Origin of the sequence: Streptomyces rubellus, from assembly GCF_036323805.1 — a bacterium.
Classification (GTDB): Bacteria; Actinomycetota; Actinomycetes; order Streptomycetales; family Streptomycetaceae; genus Streptomyces.
The window spans coordinates 1-18,363 of the sequence record NZ_JAZDCX010000010.1 but is presented as its reverse complement, the minus strand read 5'-3'; the positions used below and the strand labels follow the sequence as shown (position 1 = coordinate 18,363).

General features: G+C 73.6%; 16 protein-coding genes. 6 read left to right on the top strand and 10 right to left on the bottom strand.

Features of this window, described 5'->3' with window-relative positions:
- Positions 1 to 15: 15 nt before the first annotated feature.
- On the top strand, positions 16 to 1,755 hold the full coding sequence (gene lysS, locus V1L54_RS13465; protein WP_330118221.1) for a lysine--tRNA ligase: 1,740 nt from the start codon (positions 16 to 18) through the stop codon (positions 1,753 to 1,755).
- Between the two features lie 109 nt (positions 1,756 to 1,864).
- Here the strand turns inward: lysS and V1L54_RS13460 are convergent, their stop codons facing one another.
- From V1L54_RS13460 to V1L54_RS13450, 3 genes are all read right to left on the bottom strand, one after another.
- Positions 1,865 to 3,244 (bottom strand): DUF2637 domain-containing protein, encoded by a 1,380-nt coding sequence (locus V1L54_RS13460; RefSeq protein WP_330118420.1) that lies wholly within the window; start codon positions 3,242 to 3,244, stop codon positions 1,865 to 1,867.
- Between the two features lie 208 nt (positions 3,245 to 3,452).
- Positions 3,453 to 4,145: a DUF3558 family protein gene (locus tag V1L54_RS13455; protein WP_330118220.1), complete on the bottom strand. Its 693-nt coding sequence runs from the start codon at positions 4,143 to 4,145 to the stop codon at positions 3,453 to 3,455.
- A gap of 188 nt (positions 4,146 to 4,333) precedes the next feature.
- Positions 4,334 to 5,170, bottom strand: coding sequence for a hypothetical protein (locus tag V1L54_RS13450; protein WP_330118219.1), 837 nt, complete (start codon positions 5,168 to 5,170; stop codon positions 4,334 to 4,336).
- Positions 5,171 to 5,409: 239 nt separating this feature from the next.
- On the opposite strand from V1L54_RS13450, the gene V1L54_RS13445 reads away from it, so the two are divergent.
- On the top strand, positions 5,410 to 6,603 hold the full coding sequence (locus V1L54_RS13445; RefSeq protein ID WP_330118218.1) for an RtcB family protein: 1,194 nt from the start codon (positions 5,410 to 5,412) through the stop codon (positions 6,601 to 6,603).
- A 45-nt stretch (positions 6,604 to 6,648) separates the two neighbouring features.
- Here V1L54_RS13445 and V1L54_RS13440 read toward each other — a convergent pair whose 3' ends face one another.
- Positions 6,649 to 7,257: an SMI1/KNR4 family protein gene (locus V1L54_RS13440; protein ID WP_330118217.1), complete on the bottom strand. Its 609-nt coding sequence runs from the start codon at positions 7,255 to 7,257 to the stop codon at positions 6,649 to 6,651.
- Positions 7,258 to 7,454: 197 nt separating this feature from the next.
- Between V1L54_RS13440 and V1L54_RS13435 the strand changes: the two genes are divergently transcribed.
- Positions 7,455 to 8,135 carry a Uma2 family endonuclease gene (locus V1L54_RS13435; RefSeq protein ID WP_330118216.1) on the top strand — a complete coding sequence of 227 codons (681 nt, stop codon included), beginning with the start codon at positions 7,455 to 7,457 and terminating at the stop codon, positions 8,133 to 8,135.
- On the opposite strand, the gene hemB is transcribed toward V1L54_RS13435, so the two are convergent.
- From hemB to V1L54_RS13405, 6 genes are all read right to left on the bottom strand, one after another.
- Positions 8,099 to 9,031 carry a porphobilinogen synthase gene (gene hemB, locus V1L54_RS13430; RefSeq protein WP_330118419.1) on the bottom strand — a complete coding sequence of 311 codons (933 nt, stop codon included), beginning with the start codon at positions 9,029 to 9,031 and terminating at the stop codon, positions 8,099 to 8,101. The two genes, V1L54_RS13435 and hemB, sit on opposite strands and share 37 nt — an antisense overlap.
- A 125-nt stretch (positions 9,032 to 9,156) precedes the next feature.
- Positions 9,157 to 10,818 (bottom strand): bifunctional uroporphyrinogen-III C-methyltransferase/uroporphyrinogen-III synthase, encoded by a 1,662-nt coding sequence (locus V1L54_RS13425; protein ID WP_330118215.1) that lies wholly within the window; start codon positions 10,816 to 10,818, stop codon positions 9,157 to 9,159.
- Positions 10,815 to 11,795 (bottom strand): hydroxymethylbilane synthase, encoded by a 981-nt coding sequence (gene hemC / locus V1L54_RS13420; RefSeq protein WP_330118214.1) that lies wholly within the window; start codon positions 11,793 to 11,795, stop codon positions 10,815 to 10,817. The genes V1L54_RS13425 and hemC overlap by 4 nt, the downstream gene beginning before the upstream one ends.
- Complete coding sequence (locus V1L54_RS13415; RefSeq protein ID WP_330118213.1) at positions 11,792 to 13,144, bottom strand: glutamyl-tRNA reductase; 1,353 nt, start codon at positions 13,142 to 13,144, stop codon at positions 11,792 to 11,794. The genes hemC and V1L54_RS13415 overlap by 4 nt, the downstream gene beginning before the upstream one ends.
- A gap of 73 nt (positions 13,145 to 13,217) precedes the next feature.
- A complete protein-coding gene (locus V1L54_RS13410; RefSeq protein WP_330118212.1) occupies positions 13,218 to 14,009 on the bottom strand; it encodes a redox-sensing transcriptional repressor Rex in 792 nt (263 codons plus the stop codon).
- A 258-nt stretch (positions 14,010 to 14,267) separates the two neighbouring features.
- Positions 14,268 to 14,504: a glutaredoxin family protein gene (locus V1L54_RS13405; protein WP_233221578.1), complete on the bottom strand. Its 237-nt coding sequence runs from the start codon at positions 14,502 to 14,504 to the stop codon at positions 14,268 to 14,270.
- Positions 14,505 to 14,660: 156 nt separating this feature from the next.
- Between V1L54_RS13405 and V1L54_RS13400 the strand changes: the two genes are divergently transcribed.
- The 3 genes from V1L54_RS13400 (at position 14,661) to V1L54_RS13390 (ending at position 18,324) form a co-directional block, all read left to right on the top strand.
- The gene (locus V1L54_RS13400; RefSeq protein ID WP_330118211.1) at positions 14,661 to 15,599 is read left to right on the top strand and encodes an HAD family hydrolase; all 939 of its coding nucleotides are present in this window, start codon (positions 14,661 to 14,663) and stop codon (positions 15,597 to 15,599) included.
- Positions 15,600 to 15,997: 398 nt separating this feature from the next.
- Positions 15,998 to 16,840, top strand: coding sequence for an ECF subfamily RNA polymerase sigma factor, BldN family (locus tag V1L54_RS13395; RefSeq protein WP_330118210.1), 843 nt, complete (start codon positions 15,998 to 16,000; stop codon positions 16,838 to 16,840).
- Positions 16,841 to 17,055: 215 nt separating this feature from the next.
- Positions 17,056 to 18,324: a DUF5667 domain-containing protein gene (locus V1L54_RS13390; RefSeq protein WP_330118209.1), complete on the top strand. Its 1,269-nt coding sequence runs from the start codon at positions 17,056 to 17,058 to the stop codon at positions 18,322 to 18,324.
- The last annotated feature ends 39 nt before the right edge of the window (positions 18,325 to 18,363 follow it).

The window sequence follows — 18,363 nt, the reverse complement described above, 5'->3', positions numbered from 1 at the left end:
AGGGACGTGCCGACCGTGGCTCAGAGCACCGAGACCGCCGACTGGGTCTCCCGCATCGCCGACGAGGTCATCGCCGAGGCGGAGCGCCGTGCCCCGGGCAAACCGGTCGTCTGCGCCTCCGGTCTGAGCCCCTCCGGCCCCATCCACCTGGGCAATCTGCGCGAGGTGATGGTCCCGCACCTGGTCGCCGACGAGATCAGGCGGCGTGGCGTGGCCTGCGAGCACATCCTGTCCTGGGACGACTACGACCGCTTCCGCAAGGTCCCGGCCGGAGTCGCCGGGGTCGACGCCTCCTGGTCCGAGCACATCGGCAAGCCGCTCACCTCCGTACCCGCGCCGCCCGGCAGCGAGCACACCAGCTGGGCCGGGCACTTCAGGTCCGCCATGGCCGAGGCGCTCGACCAGCTGGGCATCGAGGTGCGCGGCATCAGCCAGACGGAGATGTACACCTCCGGCGCGTACACCGAGCAGATCCTGTTCGCCATGCGCGAGCGAGGGCGCATCGACGCCGTCCTGGACCGCTACCGCACCAAGGCCGCGCCGGAGAGCGCCGCGAAGAAGCAGCAGAAGCCCAAGGACGCCGAGCTGGCGGCCGCCGAGATCGAGGCCGCCGAGGGCTCCGGCGCGGCCGGCGAGGACGACGGCGGCTCGGGCGGCGCCGGGTACTTCCCGTACAAGCCGTACTGCTCCGCCTGCGACCGCGACCTGACGACGATCACCTCGTACGACGACGACACCACGCGCATGACGTGCGTGTGCCGGTGCGGCCACGAGGAGACGGTCCTGCTGTCCGAGCACCGGCGCGGCAAGCTGGTCTGGAAGGTCGACTGGCCGATGCGCTGGACGTACGAGGGCGTGGTGTTCGAGCCCTCCGGCGTGGACCACCAGTCGCCGGGCTCGTCCTTCGTCGTCGGCGGCCAGCTGGTGAAGATCTTCGGCGGGCAGCAGCCGATCGGCCCGATGTACGCCTTCGTCGGCATCAGTGGCATGGCGAAGATGTCCAGCTCCCGGGGCGGGGTGCCCGTCCCGCTCGACGCCCTGGAGATCATGGAGGCGCCGCTGCTGCGCTGGCTGTACGCGCGCCGCCGGCCGAACCAGTCCTTCAAGATCGCCTTCGACCAGGAGATCCAGCGGCTCTACGACGAGTGGGACGCCCTGGAGCGCAAGGTCGCCGACGGCACCGCGCAGCCCGCGGACGCCGCGGCGTACCGCCGGGCCACGTCCACGGCGGCCGGCGAACTGCCCCGGACGCCGCGCCCGCTGCCGTACCGCACGCTCGCCTCGGTGGTGGACGTCACCACCGGCGACGAGGAGCAGACCCTGCGGATCCTGAGCGAGCTGGACCCGGACAACCCGGTCCGCTCCCTGGACGAGACGCGCCCGCGGCTGGACTGCGCACAGCGCTGGGTCACCACCCACGTCCCGGCCGAACAGCGCACCCGGGTGCGCGAGGAGCCGGACACCGAGCTGCTGGCCTCGCTGGACGAGGGTGAGCGCGAGGCGCTGCGGCTGCTGCTGGACGGGCTGGACGAGCACTGGTCTCTCGACGGGCTGACCACGCTGGTCTACGGCGTGCCCAAGGTCCGGGCGGGCCTGTCGCCGGAGGCGAAGCCGACCCCGGAGCTGAAGACCGCCCAGCGCGCGTTCTTCGCCCTGCTCTACCGGCTGCTGGTCGGCCGCGACACCGGCCCGCGGCTGCCCACCCTGCTGCTGGCGGTGGGCGCGGACCGGGTGCGCAAGCTGCTGGGCGCCTGACGCCGCCGGCCCCGGCGGCGGGTCTCACAGTCGGCCCCGGCGGCGGGTCTCACAGCCGGCCCCCGGCGGCGGGTACGTGACGGGATGACGCGACGGGTCTGGTGGGCGGTCAGCCCCCCAGGCCCATCTCGTCGTTGTAGCGGTCCTTGAAGTCCCGCAGGTACATGCGCAGGTGGCTCTCGCTCAGCAGACCGCCCTCGGCGTTGGTCACGCCGTGCTCGTCGTGGAGGACCCTGGCCAGCTGCCGGGCGTTGGGACGGCCGCCGTGTTCGGCCACGAAGTCCCGGTAGGCCCGGTAGTAGACGTCCGTGTAGAGCGCGCCGTCCGGGATGCCGAGCGGCCCGGCGTCCTCCGGCTCCGGCGGCGGTGGCACCGGCTCGTCCGAGGCGAGTACGGAGTACGCGTACGCGGCCCGGGTCCCGCCGGGGGCCGGCTGCCCCATCGGACGGCGGCGGCCCTGGGAGACCGGCACGGTCACCTCCGCCCTGGCGGGCGCGGCCTCGGCGGCGTACGCGGGGGCCGGTGCGGCCGGTACCGCGGCTTCGGAGGGCTCCTGTTCCGGCCCGGGATCCGGTTCCACGGGCGCCTCCCACTCGCGGGGCACGACCCCGTGCTCCGCCGGGGTCTCGTCCCCGGCCCGGTCCCGGGTCCCGTTCCGGGCGGGCGGCGCCAGTTCGGGTACGGCCTTCTCCGGGGCGGCCACCTCTCCGGCGGGCTCCCCGGCCGCCCGCACCGCGGCGGCCGCACCGCCGCCCGCGCCCTGTCCCGTGTCCTCACCCGTGCCCTCGCCCGTGCTCCTCCCCGGGAGCAGCTGCGGTTCGATGCCGGCGGCGGCCAGCCCCGCCGGACCGGTCTCCGCCAGCGGCACCCCGTACCGCGCCAGCCGCAGCGGCATCAGCGCCTCCACCGGCGCCCGGCGCTTCCAGGAGCGCCCGTAGCGGGCCCGCAGCCGCGCCTCGTACACCAGCCGGTCCTGCTCCATGCGGATGACCTGGTCGTAGGAGCGCAGCTCCCACAGCTTCATCCGGCGCCACAGCCGGAAGGTGGAGGGGAAGGCCAGCAGCCAGCGCGAGATCCGCACCCCCTCCATGTGCTTGTCCGCGGTGATGTCCGCGATCCGGCCCACCGCGTGCCGCGCCGCCTCCACGGAGACGACGAACAGCACCGGGATCACCGCGTGCATCCCCACGCCCAGCGGGTCCGGCCAGGCGGCGGCGCCGTTGAAGGCGATGGTGGCGGCCGTCAGCAGCCAGGCGGTCTGGCGCAGCAGCGGGAAGGGGATGCGGATCCAGGTCAGCAGCAGGTCCAGGGCGAGCAGCACCACGATCCCGGCATCGATGCCGATGGGGAAGAACGGTGCGAAGTCCCCGAAGCCCTTCTTCTCGGCGAGGTCGCGGACGGCGGCGTACGAGCCGGCGAACCCGATGGCGGCGATCACCACCGCGCCGGCCACGACCACGCCGATGAGTATGCGGTGAGTCCGGGTCAGTTGCACTGCGGGTTCCTCGCGAAGTCGTCGGCGGCCGCCCGCCTCCCGGCCGGGACGGCGCGTGGGGCGGGTGTGGGTCGCGATACTACGGAAGAACCGCACAGGAGAGCGAAAGGCGCAGGAAAGAGCGGGAGAAGCGGCGGGGGAAGAGGCGGAGGAGAGGACGGGAGGGGAACGGGAAGGGGAGCCCGCGGACCCCGCTCGTCCCCTACTTGACCGCCGCCACGGCCTCCTTCGCCGCCTTCTCCGCGTCCTTGCGGATCGCGTCGGCCTTCGGCGTCTTGCCGGTCTCGAAGCCGGCACCCTCGTAGTCCACGGTCACCACGACGTTGTCGGTGATGGCCACCACCCGCTGCCCGCGGTACTCCTCGGCCTTCTTGCCGCTCTTCTTCTCCGTCTCGAAGGCTATGGACGTCGCCTGGTCGCCGACCCCGTCCAGCGGGGTGTCCTTCACGTTCTTGTTCGCGGTGTCCTGCGAGACGGCGGCCACCTGCTGCCCGGCGTACTTCGCGGCCCGCTGACCGCCGCTGCCGAGCGTCACGTCCGAGTCGAAGCGCTTGAGGGAGACGGTCAGCGCCCGGTACTGGAAGTCGTCCAGACCGCTCCACAGACAGGTGCCGTAGCCGTCGGCGTCCTTGGAGCCGAGGTTCTTCCCCGTCTTCGCCCCCGGCACCACGGCCTTGACCGTCTTCTTCGTGAGCGTCTCGCACGGGTTGGGCAGCGTGGTGAACTTCACCGGCGCCGGGCTGGGCGGCGCGCTGGTGGAGGGGGCGGCCGAGGACTTGGCGGACTTGGCGGAGTCCTCCCCACCGGAGCCGGAGGAGCAGCCCGCGACCAGCAGCACGGGCACGGCGGCGCAGGCAAGCGTACGGACGACGATGCGCTTGGCGTTACGGTGCATGGTTCCTTCGCTTCCGGAGGTGCGGGGCGCCCGGGCCGCCCTGTCGGAGGGCACGGTACGCCACAGGGGTGACACCTGGGGAAGCCTAGGACGGCCGCGGCGCCCCCGGGCCCCGTCGCGGCCGGGTGTGGCCGTCGTCTCAGTCGCCTCCGACCGGCCCGCCGGCCCGGCCGGCCGGTCGGCCCGGATCAGTCGTCGTCGAACTGCCCGGCGAGCCGCTCGGCGAGCTTCTTCGCCCTCTCCTGCGGTTCGGTGCCGTCGGACGGCTGGTCCCCGTCCGTCGTCCACTGCTCGTACTCGACGGTGACGATGACGTTCCCGGTGCGGAAGACCAGGGTGATGTCACGGCGGACGCCCGAGTCCGCGGCGACCAGTTCGTCGTCGAGGTACGCCGCGTCGCCGATCTCCTCCAGTGCGCGCGGGGCCGTTTCCGCGCCCGGCGTGGGCCGCGTCTCCGGGGTCTCACCGTCGGCGTTCCCACCGTCCGCGGTCTCCCGGCCCGGCTCCGCCGAACCCGTCTCCACCGGGGACGTGGTCCGTCCCCCCGACGGCGGCGCGGAGGCCGCCCCGGCCTCCGCCACCATCTCCGCGTAGCGGCGCTCCGCCCGTGCGTCGTCGCTGACGGCCGGGTCGTAGGAGACGATCCGCTCGAAGTCGACCAGCAGACGGCGGCCGTCCGTCCCGCTGGAGCTCTTCCAGCGGCAGCCGACGCGGCGGTCGTTGTCGTAGGTGACGGTCTGTTCCCCCTCGTACGCCGCCGGGGTCGCGCCGCCGTCCTCCCCGTCCTCCCCGTCCTCCCCGTCGCCCTCCGCGCCCGGCAGCAGCTCCCGCAGGAGCCCGACGCCGACCGTGCCGCACGGCTCGGGCAGGTCGCGGTGGGTGCCGGGCGGAGCCGTGGCGGCCTCGGCGCTGACGGCACCGGGCTTGCTGTCGGCGGCCGGGCCGCCCGCCCCGGAACCGCCCGTGCAGCCGGCGGCCAGCAGCGCGACGAGCGCGGCACCGGCGGCGTACCCCTTCCGCAGCACTGCCCAACCCCCTCGTCCGCGGGAACACTCGAAAACACGTTGCCGCCACGCGGTGGCGGCAGAACACAATGTCTACCGCACGATCTCCACCGCACGCGCCCCGGAACCTCCGTTCGCCGGGGCATATGCAGTAGTACGTCCGCCTTGTGTGCCCGTACGCCCGGACGTATGTGATCCGTATGTGACCCGCCGCGGATGGCGGAGCGTGCCCGCACGCACTTCCAGGGAAAGGAACGAGCATGCCGTTCACCGAGGTTCCCGGCGCCCGGGTGCCGATCCGGATGTGGACCGACCCGGCCGGCGTCGAGGAGTCCGCGATGCGGCAGCTCCACAACGTCTCGACGCTGCCGTGGATCAAGGGGCTGGCCGTCATGCCCGACGTCCACTACGGCAAGGGCGCCACGGTCGGCTCGGTCATCGCCATGCGGGACGCGGTCTGCCCGGCGGCCGTCGGCGTGGACATCGGCTGCGGCATGTCCGCGGTGCGGACCTCGCTCACCGCGAACGACCTGCCCGGCGACCTGTCCCGGCTGCGCTCGCGCATCGAGCAGGCCATTCCGGTCGGCTTCGGCCTGCACGACGAGCCGGTGGACCCGGACCGCCTGCCCGACTCCCCCGCCGCCGGCTGGGACGACTTCTGGTCCCGCTTCGACGGCATCGCCGAGGCGGTCCGCTTCCGCCGGGAGCGGGCGGCGCGGCAGCTGGGGACCCTGGGTGGCGGCAACCACTTCATCGAGGTCTGCCTGGACCAGGACGGCGCCGTCTGGCTGATGCTGCACTCCGGCTCCCGCAACATCGGCAAGGAGCTGGCCGACCACCACATCGGCGTGGCCCGGGAACTGCCGCACAACCAGGGCCTGGTCGACCGCGACCTGGCCGTCTTCACCACCGGCACCCCCGAGATGGCCGCCTACCGCAACGACCTGTTCTGGGCGCAGGAGTACGCCCGGTACAACCGGGCGGTCATGATGGGCCTGCTGAAGGACGTGGTCCGCAAGGAGTTCAGGAAGGCGCGGCCCGCCTTCGAGCCCGTCATCTCCTGCCACCACAACTACGTGGCCGAGGAGCGCTACGACGGCATGGACCTGCTGGTCACCCGGAAGGGCGCGATCCGCGCGGGTGGCGGCGAGTACGGCATCATCCCCGGCTCGATGGGGACGGGCTCGTACATCGTCCGCGGCCTGGGCAACCCCGCGTCCTTCAACTCCGCCTCCCACGGCGCGGGCCGGCGGATGAGCCGCAACGCGGCGCGGAAGCGGTTCACCGCGCGGGACCTGGCCGACCAGACGCGGGGCGTGGAGTGCCGCAAGGACTCCGGTGTGGTGGACGAGATCCCCGGCGCCTACAAGCCGATCGAGCAGGTCGTCGAGCAGCAGCGCGACCTGGTCGAGGTGGTGGCGAAGCTGCGGCAGGTGGTCTGCGTCAAGGGCTGACGGCGCGCCGGCCGGGTCCGTGCCGTCCGCGGCACGGACCCGGCGTCACCGCAGACCGGCGATCTCCTCGCGGCCCGCCACGACGAGCGCGCCGAAGCTCGGGTACGGCCCCTCGAACTCTCCGTACTTCACCGCGAGCAGATACCCCTCGTACTCCCCGTCGGCAGACACCCTCCCGGTGTCCAGCAGGAAGTCGTCCTCGCCGTACGCGACGGTCAGGCACCGCCGCAGGAAGGCGGTGAACTCGCGGTGTTCGGCACGCTCCTCCTCGGTCTCCGGTTCATGCTCCTCGGCCGCGTTGACGAACGTGTCGTCCATCTTGTGGAACCAGTCGATCTCCTGGCAGGGGAGCAGCCCGTCGGTCCACTCGGAGACGGGTCCCCAGCCGTTGCTGACCCTCAGGAAGCCCCGCAGGCTCGGCGGCAGCCGGACACCGAGCCGTTCCTCGGCCTCGGCCAGCTCCTGCTCACCGGCGGGCTCGTACCCGAGCCACCGCTGCTCCGCCTGCCGCTCGTCCAGGTGGTACTCGACGAACTCCTCGTGCTCCTCCTCGCTCAGACCGCTCAGGTACCAGTCGTTGTACTCGGTCAGATAGGCCCGCCACTCCTCGGGCGTCACCGGCGGCCGGCCCTCTCCCCCGGTATCGGTCGTCATCACCCGTCCGCCTCCCTGCCGCGTCTCGATCCGCTCGGCCCGGTGCCGGAGTCCGGCACCCTCGGGGAAGACCCCCGGCGCGGCCGCCGGGTTCACCCCGGCCGGCACTCTCCTGCGCCCCGGCGTGACCCCCCGCAGCGGGCATGTCGTTGTACCGCGCGGCCGCGCGTCCCGGCGCGGCGGGGAGGAGCGTCACCGTGACCGTCGAGCCGGCCGGCAGGATCGAGATGACCGGGTCCGGCGAGACCACCTTGGACGGACTCTTCGAGCGTCTGGAGCGGATGCCCGTCCCCGAGGGGTACAAGGTCGAGATCGTCGAGGGGTCCGTCTTCATGACGCCACAGTGCTGGACGCACTGGGACATCATCAGGAAGGTCCTGCGACAGCTGGAGGACCGGTTCGGCCCGGACACGGAGATCATCTCCGATGTCCGCATCGACTCCCCCGGCCGTCTCAACGGCTTCGCCCCCGATCTGGCGAAGATCGTCGACGGTGCGGAGCCCGGCGCCCACGGACGCTTCTCCGCCGAGGACGTCGAGCTGGTCGTGGAGGTCGTCTCCCGGTCCACCGCCGCCAACGACTACGGCCCCAAGCCTGCGGCGTACGCCACCGCCGGTGTCCCGGCGTACCTCGTCGTCGACCCGTACACCGCCCGCTGCCGGCTCTTCACCCACCCCAAGGACGGCGGCTACCGCAGCGAGCTGACCACGGACTTCGGCGAGCCGGGTGAAGATCACCGACATCTCCGTCGAGCTCACCCTGGCCACGGACGGCTTCCCCCGGGACTGACCGGCCGGGCCCGGACGGATCACCACCCCGGCCCGCGCCCGCTCCCGGCGGCTCAGGACAGCCGCCGGGCCACCTCGGTCGCCCAGTAGGTCAGGATCAGGTTCGCGCCCGCGCGCTTCACACCCGTGAGCGTCTCCATGATCGCCGCGTCCCGGTCGATCCAGCCGCGCTGCGCCGCCGCCTCGACCATCGCGTACTCGCCGGAGATCTGGTACGCGGCGACGGGCACGTCCACCGCGTCCGCGACCCGGCGCAGCACGTCCAGATACGGCAGCGCGGGCTTGACCATCACCATGTCCGCGCCCTCGGCCAGGTCGAGCGCCAGCTCCCGCAGCGACTCCCGGGCGTTGGCCGGGTCCTGCTGGTAGCTGCGGCGGTCGCCGGTCAGGGAGGAGTTCACCGCCTCCCGGAAGGGCCCGTAGAACGCGGAGGCGTACTTGGCGGTGTACGCCAGCAGCGACACGTCCTGGTGCCCGGCCTCGTCCAGCGCGCGGCGGACGAAGCCGACCTGGCCGTCCATCATCCCGCTGGGCCCCAGCACGTGCGAGCCGGCCTCCGCCTGCACACAGGCCATCTCGGCGTACCGCTCCAGGGTGGCGTCGTTGTCCACCCGGCCACGCTCGTCCAGCACGCCGCAGTGCCCGTGGTCGGTGAACTCGTCCAGGCACAGGTCGGACATCACCACCAGGTCGTCGCCGACCTCGGCGCGCACCTCGCGCAGGGCGCGCTGGAGGATGCCGTCCGGGTCGGTGCCCTGGGAGCCGACGGCGTCCTTCTTCGCCTCCTCGGGCACCCCGAAGAGCATGATGCCGCCGACGCCCGCCGCCACGGCCTCGGCCGCCGCCTTGCGCAGGGTGTCCAGGGTGTGCTGGTACACGCCCGGCATGGAGGAGATCTCCACCGGCTCGCGCAGATCCTCCCGCACGAAGGCGGGCAGGATCAGCTCGGCCGGGTGGAGCCGGTGCTCGGCGACCATCCGGCGCATGGCCGGCGTGGTGCGCAGCCGCCGGGGACGGACCACGGGGAAGTCCCCGTAGCCGCCGCCCGGACGGCCCGCGCCGTATCCGCCGTCGCCGCCGTACGTACCGCCGTACGCGTCACCGCCGGTCTTCACGAAGTCCTCGCCCTCCTGCGCGCCGGGCGCTTCTCACTCGGCCGCTGCACCGCCTCGCCCGCCTCGATGGCGGCGGCCCGGCGCTTCGCGCCGAACTCCGCGAGCGCCTCTGCCAACCTGTGCACCGACGGCTCCGGGGCCATGACGTCCACCCGCAGCCCGTGCTCCTCCGCGGTCTTGGCGGTCGCCGGGCCGATGCAGGCGATCACCGTCACGTTGTGCGGCTTGCCGGCGATGCCCACCAGGTTCCGCACGGTGGAGGAGGAGGTGAACAGCACGGCGTCGAAGCCGCCGCCCTTGATCGCCTCCCGGGTCGCGGCCGGCGGCGGCGAGGCGCGCACCGTCCGGTAGGCGGTGACGTCGTCGACCTCCCAGCCCAGCTCGATCAGCCCGGCCACCAGGGTCTCGGTGGCGATGTCGGCGCGCGGCAGGAAGACGCGGTCGATCGGGTCGAAGACCGGGTCGTAGGGCGGCCAGTCCTCCAGCAGCCCGGCCGCGGACTGCTCGCCGCTGGGCACCAGGTCCGGCTTGACGCCGAAGTCCACCAGCGCCCGGGCGGTCTGCTCCCCGACGGCGGCGACCTTGATCCCGGCGAAGGCGCGGGCGTCCAGGCCGTACTCCTCGAACTTCTCGCGCACCGCCCGGACCGCGTTGACCGAGGTGAAGGCGATCCACTCGTAGCGGCCGGTGACCAGGCCCTTGACCGCGCGCTCCATCTGCTGCGGGGTGCGCGGCGGCTCCACGGCGATGGTCGGCACCTCGCTGGGCACCGCGCCGTAGCTGCGGAGCTGGTCCGACAGGGAGGCGGCCTGCTCCTTGGTGCGGGGCACGAGCACCTGCCAGCCGAACAGCGGCTTGGACTCGAACCAGGCCAGCCGGTCGCGCTGCGCTGCGGCACCGCGCTCCCCGACCACGGCTATCGCGGGCCGGGCGCCGCCGGGTGAGGGCAGCACCTTGGCGGCCTTGAGCTGCTGGCCGATGGAGCCGAGCGTGGCCGTCCAGGTGCGCTGCCGGGTGGTGGTGCCGTCGACCGTGACGGTCAGCGGGGTGTCGGGCTTGCGGCCCGCCGTGACCAGTTCGGCGGCGGTGGCGGCGACCGACTCCAGGGTGGTGGCGACCACCAGGGTGGCGTCGCTGGCCCCGGCCTCGTTCCACGCCCGGGCGTCGGCCGTCCCCGAGTCCAGGAAGCGGACGTCCGCGCCGTGGCCGTTGCGCAGCGGCACCCCGGCGTAGGCGGGGATGCCGACGGCGTTGGCGATACCGGGCACCACCTCGAAGGTGATGCCCTCGGCCGCGCAGGCCAGCATCTCGTCGGCCGCGTTGGCGTCGAGGCCGGGATCGCCCTGCACCGCACGGACCACCCGCCTGCCGCCGCGCGCGGCCCGCATGACAAGATTTATCGTGTCGGCGACGTCGGCGACGGCCTCCGCGAGGGCGGTTGACGTGTCGCCACCCGCTGCTGCCCGGAGCGGGGTGTCGACGCCCGGCCGGGCGTGCGCCCGCACGACGTCGTGCACCTGCGGATCGGCGATCAGCACGTCGGCCTGCGCCAGCGCCTCGACGGCGCGCAGCGTCAGCAGTCCCGGATCCCCGGGCCCGGCACCGAGGAAGGTGACGTGCCCGTGGGCGCCGTACGAGTGATTGGTGGTGGGGCTCAATGTGCTCGCTCCCCCATCAGACCGGCCGCGCCCTTGGCGAGCATCTCGTCGGCGAGTTCGCGCCCCATGGCCTGAGCCGTGGCGAGCGCCCCGTCGGCGGACGCCGGTACGTGACCGGTGGTGGACAGCTGCACCAGTGTGGTGCCGTCGGTGGTGCCGACGACACCGCGCAGGCGCAGTTCGGTGACATCCTGCCTGTCGTCCGGCAGATCGGCCAGTGCTCCGACAGGAGCACTGCAGCCGGCCTCCAGGGCGGCGAGCAGGGTTCGCTCGGCGGTCACGGCGGCCCGGGTTCGCGGGTCGTCGAGCTCGGCGAGCCGTGCTGCGAGGTCCGTGCGCGTCGCCGCGCACTCGACGGCCAGCGCCCCCTGTCCGGGGGCGGGCAGGACCGTGCCGGGGTCGAGGAGCTCGGTGGCCTCGCCGATCAGGCCGACGCGCCGCAGGCCGGCGGCGGCGAGGACGACCGCGTCCAGCTCGCCGGAGTGCACGTACCCGATACGGGTCTCGACGTTCCCGCGGATCGGCACGGTCTCGATGTCCCGGCCCAGCGACCGGGCCCAGGCGTTGAGCTGGGCCATGCGGCGCGGTGAGCCGGTGCCGACCCGCGCGCCGTCGGGCAGCCGCTCGAAGGTCAGTCCGTCCCGGGCGACCAGCGCGTCGCGGGGGTCCTCCCGCACCGGCACGGCGGCCAGCGCCAGCCGCTCCGGCTGGGCGGTGGGGAGGTCCTTCAGGGAGTGGACGGCGAAGTCGATCTCCCCGGCGAGCAGCGCGTCGCGCAGCGCGGAGACGAAGACGCCGGTACCGCCGATCCGGGCCAGGTGCTCGCGGGAGACATCACCGTAGGTGGTGATCTCCACCAGTTCCACGGGTCGCCCGGTGACCTGCCTGACCCGCTCGGCCACCTGCCCGGACTGGGCCATGGCGAGTCGGCTGCGGCGGGTCCCGAGCCTCAGGGGCCGGGACGGGTCGGTGCTCATTGCCGCTCCTGTTCGGGGTTGCTGACGGCGGCGACTGTCTGGGGGTCCAGGTCGAACAGCTCACGCAGCGCGTCGGCGTATCCGGCCCCGCCGGGTTCGCCCGCGAGCTGCTTGACGCGCACGGTCGGGGCGTGCAGCAGCTTGTCGACGACCCGGCGTACGGTCTGGTTGATCTCGGCCCGCTGACGCGCGTCGAGCTCGGGGAGCCGCCCGTCGAGGCGGGCCAGCTCGGCCGCGACGACGTCGGCGGCCATGGCGCGCAGCGCGACCACGGTGGGCGTGATGGTCGCGGCCCGCTGGGCCGCGCCGAAGGCGGCCACCTCGTCGGCGACGATACCGCGCACCCGGTCGACGTCCGCGGCCATGGGAGCGTCGGCGGCGGCCTCGGCGAGCGACTCGATGTCCACCAACCGTACGCCCTCCAGGCGGTGCGCGGCGGCGTCGATGTCGCGCGGCATGGCGAGGTCGAGCAGGGCGAGCGGCTCGCCGGGCGCCTGCTCCGGGCCGCGGGCGGCGGTGCGCGAGGTGAGCGCGGCCGCCACCTCGGCGGCCGTCAGCACCAGTCCGGCGGCACCGGTGCAGGAGACGACGACATCGGCGTGCGGAAGCTCGGCGGCCAGCTTCCCGGGGGGCACCGCGCGCGCGGCGACACCGTCGCCGTCGAGTCCGGCCGCCAGCCGCCGGGCACGCTCCAGCGTCCTGTTGACGATCACCAGTTCGGCCGCACCGGCCCGGGCGAGGACCGTGGCGGCGAGGGAGGACATCGAACCGGCCCCGATCACCAGGGCCCGCCTGCCGCGCACCCACTCCGCCGCCGGGCTCCCGCCCGCCAGCTGCTGGAGCCCGAAGCTGACCAGGGACTGCCCGGCCCGGTCGATGCCGGTCTCGCTGTGCGCCCGCTTGCCGACCCGCAGGGCCTTCTGGAACAGGTCGTTCAGCAGCCGCCCGGCGGTGTGCCGGCGCTGCGCGACGGCCAGCGCGTCCTTGATCTGGCCGAGGATCTGCCCCTCGCCGACGACCATCGAGTCCAGCCCGCAGGCCACCGAGAACAGGTGGTGGACGGCGCGGTCCTCGTAGTGGACGTACAGGTACGGGGTCAGCTCCTCCAGACCGACGCCGCTGTGCCGGGCCAGCAGGCCGGACAGCTCGGCGACACCGGCGTGGAACTTGTCCACGTCGGCGTACAGCTCGATGCGGTTGCAGGTGGCGAGCACCGCGGCCTCCGCGGTGGGCTCGACGCTCACCGCGTCCTGCAGCAGCTTGTCCCGTGTCCCGGGGGCCAGGGAGGCACGCTCCAGCACGCTCACCGGCGCACTGCGGTGACTGAGCCCGACGACCAGCAGACTCATGCTCCTCCCCCGCTCCGACCGGGACGGTCCCCGGCCGGGACGCGCTCCGCCGCGCCCCGTACGGTCCACTCGTTCATGCGGGCATCACGGCGGGCACGTCCCCGTCAGGTCCCTGCTCGGTTCCCTCGCCTGCCCGGCGGCGCACGGCGGCGGCGGGCGGCGCCGCGGGCGGGGTGGTGTCCGCCCCCTCGCCGGCCGCCTCCTCACCCGCCTTGCGCTGCTCGTGGAAGGCGAGGATCTGCAGTTCTATGGAGAGGTCCACCTTCCGCACGTCCACGCCCTCGGGGACGGACAGCACGGTCGGCGCGAAGTTGAGGATGGAGGACACCCCGGCGGCCACCAGCCGGTCGCAGACCTGCTGCGCCGCTCCGGCGGGGGTGGCGATGACGCCGATGGACACCCCGTTCTCCCGGATGATCTCCTCCAGTTCGTCGGTGTGCTGCACCGGGATGCCGGCGACCGGCTTCCCGGCCATCGACGGGTCCGCGTCGATCAGCGCGGCGACCCGGAAGCCGCGCGAGGCGAAGCCGCCGTAGTTGGCGAGCGCGGCGCCCAGGTTTCCTATGCCGACGATCACGACCGGCCAGTCCTGGGTCAGCCCGAGCTCGCGGGAGATCTGGTAGACGAGGTACTCCACGTCGTAGCCCACCCCGCGGGTGCCGTACGAGCCGAGGTAGGAGAAGTCCTTGCGCAGCTTGGCGGAGTTCACCCCGGCGGCGGCGGCGAGTTCCTCCGAGGAGACCGTGGGCACCGAGCGCTCGGAGAGCGCGGTGAGCGCCCGCAGGTACAGCGGAAGACGGGCGACGGTGGCCTCGGGGATTCCTCGGCTGCGGGTCGCCGGTCGGTGGGTTCGGCCAGTTGCCACGGTGCTCCTGCCGTCTGCGCGAAACGGTGAGCGGCCCTGCTGGACATCTGCTGGACACATGTCCGGACCGCTCCGTCCCGACCAGGCTATGTCTTTGTGAACGTGTGCACAAAGATGGTGTCCGCTTTGTCCGGCCAAAGTGACAGGCGCCACATGTGCGGCCGGAGCGCGGAGCACCCCCGGCGCGTCTTCCACCTGTTGCGCCTCTCGGATGCGCGCCGCGGCCCGCGGCCCGGCCGGCCGGCGGACCGGCTCCGGTCAGGCCTCCAGCGCCGCGCTCAGCCGCCGCGGGTCCACCCGCCAGAAGTCGTGCTGCGCGCCGTCCACCAGCACCACCGGAATCTGCTCCCAGTACCTGCGGTACAGCTCCTCGTCCTGTGTGATGTCCTTCTCCTCCCAGCGCGCGCCCAGCCGCGCGCAGACCTCGCTGACCACCGCGCGCGCGTCGTCGCACAGATGACATCCGGGTTTGCCGATGAGCGTGACGGTCCTCATGTCCGTCATTGTGCCGCCGCCGCGCCCCTCCCCGGGACCCCCCGCGCCCCCGCGCGGTACTCCCCGCGCGCCCCGCGCTCCCCTGTTGGCGCGCTACCCGCCCCGCCGTCACCGGCTCGTCACGGAACCGCCGGTCCCAGTGGCTATGCTCGCGGCATGGCCGCTCTCGCGAAACTCCTCACCCGCAGGCGTTCGGCGACGGCTCGCAGCGTGCTCGCAGGCGAGGCCGCCGCCGAGGCGGCGCGCAAGACCTCCCGGGCGGTCGACGAGCTCCCCCCGGGAGAGCCCGGGAAACCGGCGGAACCGGAGTTCCCGGTCCGCGGTGACGTACGGGCCGCCGCCTTCTTCGACCTCGACAACACGATCATGCAGGGCGCGGCCCTGTTCCACTTCGGCCGCGGTCTGTACAAACGGAAGTTCTTCCACAAGCGCGAGCTGTTCCGCTTCGCCTGGCAGCAGGCGTACTTCCGGCTGGCCGGCGCGGAGAACGCCGGGCACATGGAGGACGCCCGCGACAGCGCGCTGTCCATCGTCCGGGGTCACCGGGTCTCCGAGCTCATGGAGATCGGCGAGGAGATCTACGACGAGTACATGGCCGGCCGGATCTGGCCGGGCACCCGCGCCCTGGCCCAGGCGCACCTGGACGCGGGCCAGAAGGTGTGGCTGGTCACCGCCGCGCCGGTGGAGACCGCCACGATCATCGCCCGCCGGCTCGGGCTGACCGGCGCGCTGGGCACCGTCGCCGAGTCCGTCGACGGCGTCTACACCGGACGCCTGGTCGGCGAGCCGCTGCACGGCCCGGCCAAGGCGGAGGCGGTGCGCGCGCTGGCCGCCGCCGAGGACCTGGACCTCTCGCGGTGCGCCGCCTACAGCGACTCGGCCAACGACATCCCGATGCTCTCCCTCGTCGGGCATCCGTACGCCGTCAACCCGGACAGCAGGCTGCGCGCGCACGCGCGCGAGCGGGGCTGGCGGCTGCGCGACTACCGGACCGGCCGGAAGGCGGCGAAGGTCGGCATCCCGGCCGCGGCCGGGGTCGGCGCGGTGGCCGGCGGCGCGGCGGCGGCCTTGGCGATCCAGCGCCGGCGGCGGTAGGCGGCGGGGCGGGCCGGACGCGCCGCCGGCAGCGCTTCGCACTCCCGTGCGCCGGACGGCCCGTACGGGTGAGGCGGCCCCCCGGTCCGGCGCGCCCGGTCGCCGGACAGTGCGGACATCACGGCCCATTGACCGCGGGACGGCCCGTCACCGAGCACAAGCGAGCGGCGACCCGGTCAACTTCGCACACGAACCGGTCGGAACACATACCGGTTTCGCCTGATGACCTGCCGTAAACGTGTAACAGCGCAAACCTAACCGGCGATTTCGGCAACTAGGTGTAGCACAGCCTGTACGAAGCGTTATTCTCCTCAGACGCAATCCGGTGTCCACACGCCCCTGTGACGGGCGGACGGTCCCGCACTGCACGTGATGGAAGCTCTGCCTCTGGGAGTCCCGTGTACCCACACGTCGGGGTTGACGCCTCGGGCCTGGCTGCGCTGCGCACGACGGTCGCAGACCGACTGCGCGCCCTCGTCCCCACCGCGCACGCCGCCCCCGCCTTCGCCGTACCCGTCCCCGCCACCCCCGCCTACGCACTGGCCGAGGGAGCCGCCGCGGGCGCCACACCGCTCGGCCGGCGGACCCGCGCCTCCTCGTCGTCCTCGTCGTCCTCGTCGTCCTCGTCGTCCTCGTCGTCCGCCGCGCCGTCCGCCACGTCGAGGGCCGTACGCCGCCCGGTGGCGGACGGCGACAGCCGCCGCATGATGGAGCTCGTCGAACGGGCCCAGGGCGGTGAGGCCGAGGCCTTCGGCTGCCTCTACGACCGGTACTCCGACACCGTCTACCGCTACATCTACTACCGCGTCGGCGGCCGGGCCGTCGCCGAGGACCTCACCAGCGAGACGTTCCTGCGCGCCCTGCGCCGGATCGGCACCTTCACCTGGCAGGGCCGGGACTTCGGCGCATGGCTGGTGACCATCGCGCGCAACCTCGTCGCCGACCACTTCAAGTCGAGCCGTTTCCGCCTGGAGGTCACCACCGGCGAGATGCTCGACGCCAACGAGGTGGAGCGCAGCCCCGAGGACTCGGTCCTGGAGTCGCTGTCCAGCGCCGCCCTGCTCGAGGCGGTGCGGAAACTCAACCCCCAGCAGCAGGAGTGCGTGACCCTCCGGTTCCTCCATGGCCTGTCGGTCGCGGAGACGGCACGGGTCATGGGGAAGAACGAGGGAGCGATCAAGACCCTCCAGTACCGGGCCGTGCGGACCCTGGCCCGGCTCCTCCCGGAGGACAGCCGGTAACCGACGGCGACCGCCCCCTTCCCCGGGGTGACGCGGGTCGTCGAATCATCCGTAGGGCGTAACCCGCCGCGCTCGGCGGTCGTTGTGCGGTTTGCAGACTTCCCACGGCCCCGCACCGGGGCGGGAGCACCCGAGCGGACGCTCCCCCGGCGGGCCGTGCGACCCTCCGGTGGGGCAGGGAGTCGACCGTGCTGATGAGAGGAGGGCCGCCCGTGATGGGAGCCGTATCGCCGAGCCGGCGGGCAAACGCCTTCGCCCAGGCCCTGGACGAGCGTGAGCCCGGGGACACCGCGGCGGCCGACCGGTCCGCGAGCACCGTCCCGGCCGTCCCGGCCGACCCCGACGCCCCGCGGCCGGCCGGGACGGCGAAGGAGCCGGGCGGGGAGGAGATCCTGCTGGCACTGGCCGGCAGGCTGGCGTCCCTGCCGAAGCCGGAACTGGCCGCCGATGTCAGGGCCGCGCAGCGGGCGCGCCTCGTCGCCGCCGCGGAGAGCGCTTTCGCCGAGGACGGCGAGGGCTCCCGGGCCGCCGGCGCCCGCACGGGCCACGGCGGGGCGCGCCGCGCCCTTCCCGTCGGCCCGCTGGGCAGACTCCGCCCCAGAAGCCGGCTCGGCAGAGGCCTCGCGGTGGGCGGCCTGGGCTTCGGCGTCGCGGCGGGCGCCTTCACCGGCGCCGCGGCGGCCAGTACCGACGCCCTCCCCGGCGACACCCTCTACGGGCTCAAGCTCGGCATGGAGGACCTCAAACTCGACCTGGCGGACGACGACGCCGACCGCGGCAAGGTCCATCTGAACCACGCCGCGACCCGGCTGCACGAGACCAGGCGGTTGCTGGAGCGCACCCGGTCGGGCCCGCTGGACGAGGAGTCGCTCACCGACATCCGCAGGGTGCTCTCCCGCATGCGGCACGACGCCTCCGAGGGGCACCGCCTGCTCAGCAGGGCCTACGAGCGGGAGGGGGCGCTCGGCCCGATGCGCGAGCTGTCGTCCTTCTCCCGGTCCCACCGCGATGTGTGGGGCCAGGTGCGCGACCGCCTCCCCCTGCCGCTCACGGAGGTGGGCGACGAGGTCAGCTCCGTCCTCGACGCCATAGAGGACGAGATCACCCCGCTGCGGTCGCTGCTGAGCGACACCCCGCAGGACGCGGAGTCCACCGGCGGCGGCACCGGCGACAGCCGTACGGACGACGGCCGCACGTCCGGCCCGACACCGTCCGCGCCGGACGGCGCACGGGGCGGACCGCGGGAGACGACCGGGCAACCCGCCACCCCCTCCGGCTCCCGGGAGACCGGGGGCGCCGGGGAGGCCCGGGAAGGGAGCCCTTCCGGGGACGGGGAGCGGCCGGGCTCACGGCGTGACGGGAGCGGCACACCCTCCGCCTCCCGGAGCGAGGCCACCGAGCTCCCCAAACCGGAGATCACCATTCCGCCCATCGTCCCGGAACTGCTGCCGGATCTGGGGGACACCAGAAGCGGCACCGACTGACCGGGCGGGGGGGGGGGGGGGGGGGGGGCCCCCCCGCCC

Excerpts from the sequence above, each read along its gene's own strand:
- V1L54_RS13440 (WP_330118217.1), bottom strand. The coding sequence starts at position 7,257 with ATGACGACCGATACCGGGGGAGAGGGCCGGCCGCCGGTGACGCCCGAG.
- V1L54_RS13400 (WP_330118211.1), top strand. The coding sequence starts at position 14,661 with ATGGCCGCTCTCGCGAAACTCCTCACCCGCAGGCGTTCGGCGACGGCT.
- V1L54_RS13455 (WP_330118220.1), bottom strand. The coding sequence starts at position 4,145 with ATGCACCGTAACGCCAAGCGCATCGTCGTCCGTACGCTTGCCTGCGCC.
- hemC (WP_330118214.1), bottom strand. The coding sequence starts at position 11,795 with ATGAGCACCGACCCGTCCCGGCCCCTGAGGCTCGGGACCCGCCGCAGC.
- V1L54_RS13390 (WP_330118209.1), top strand. The coding sequence starts at position 17,056 with ATGGGAGCCGTATCGCCGAGCCGGCGGGCAAACGCCTTCGCCCAGGCC.
- V1L54_RS13445 (WP_330118218.1), top strand. The coding sequence starts at position 5,410 with ATGCCGTTCACCGAGGTTCCCGGCGCCCGGGTGCCGATCCGGATGTGG.
- hemB (WP_330118419.1), bottom strand. The coding sequence starts at position 9,031 with ATGCGCCGGATGGTCGCCGAGCACCGGCTCCACCCGGCCGAGCTGATC.
- V1L54_RS13415 (WP_330118213.1), bottom strand. The coding sequence starts at position 13,144 with ATGAGTCTGCTGGTCGTCGGGCTCAGTCACCGCAGTGCGCCGGTGAGC.
- V1L54_RS13405 (WP_233221578.1), bottom strand. The coding sequence starts at position 14,504 with ATGAGGACCGTCACGCTCATCGGCAAACCCGGATGTCATCTGTGCGAC.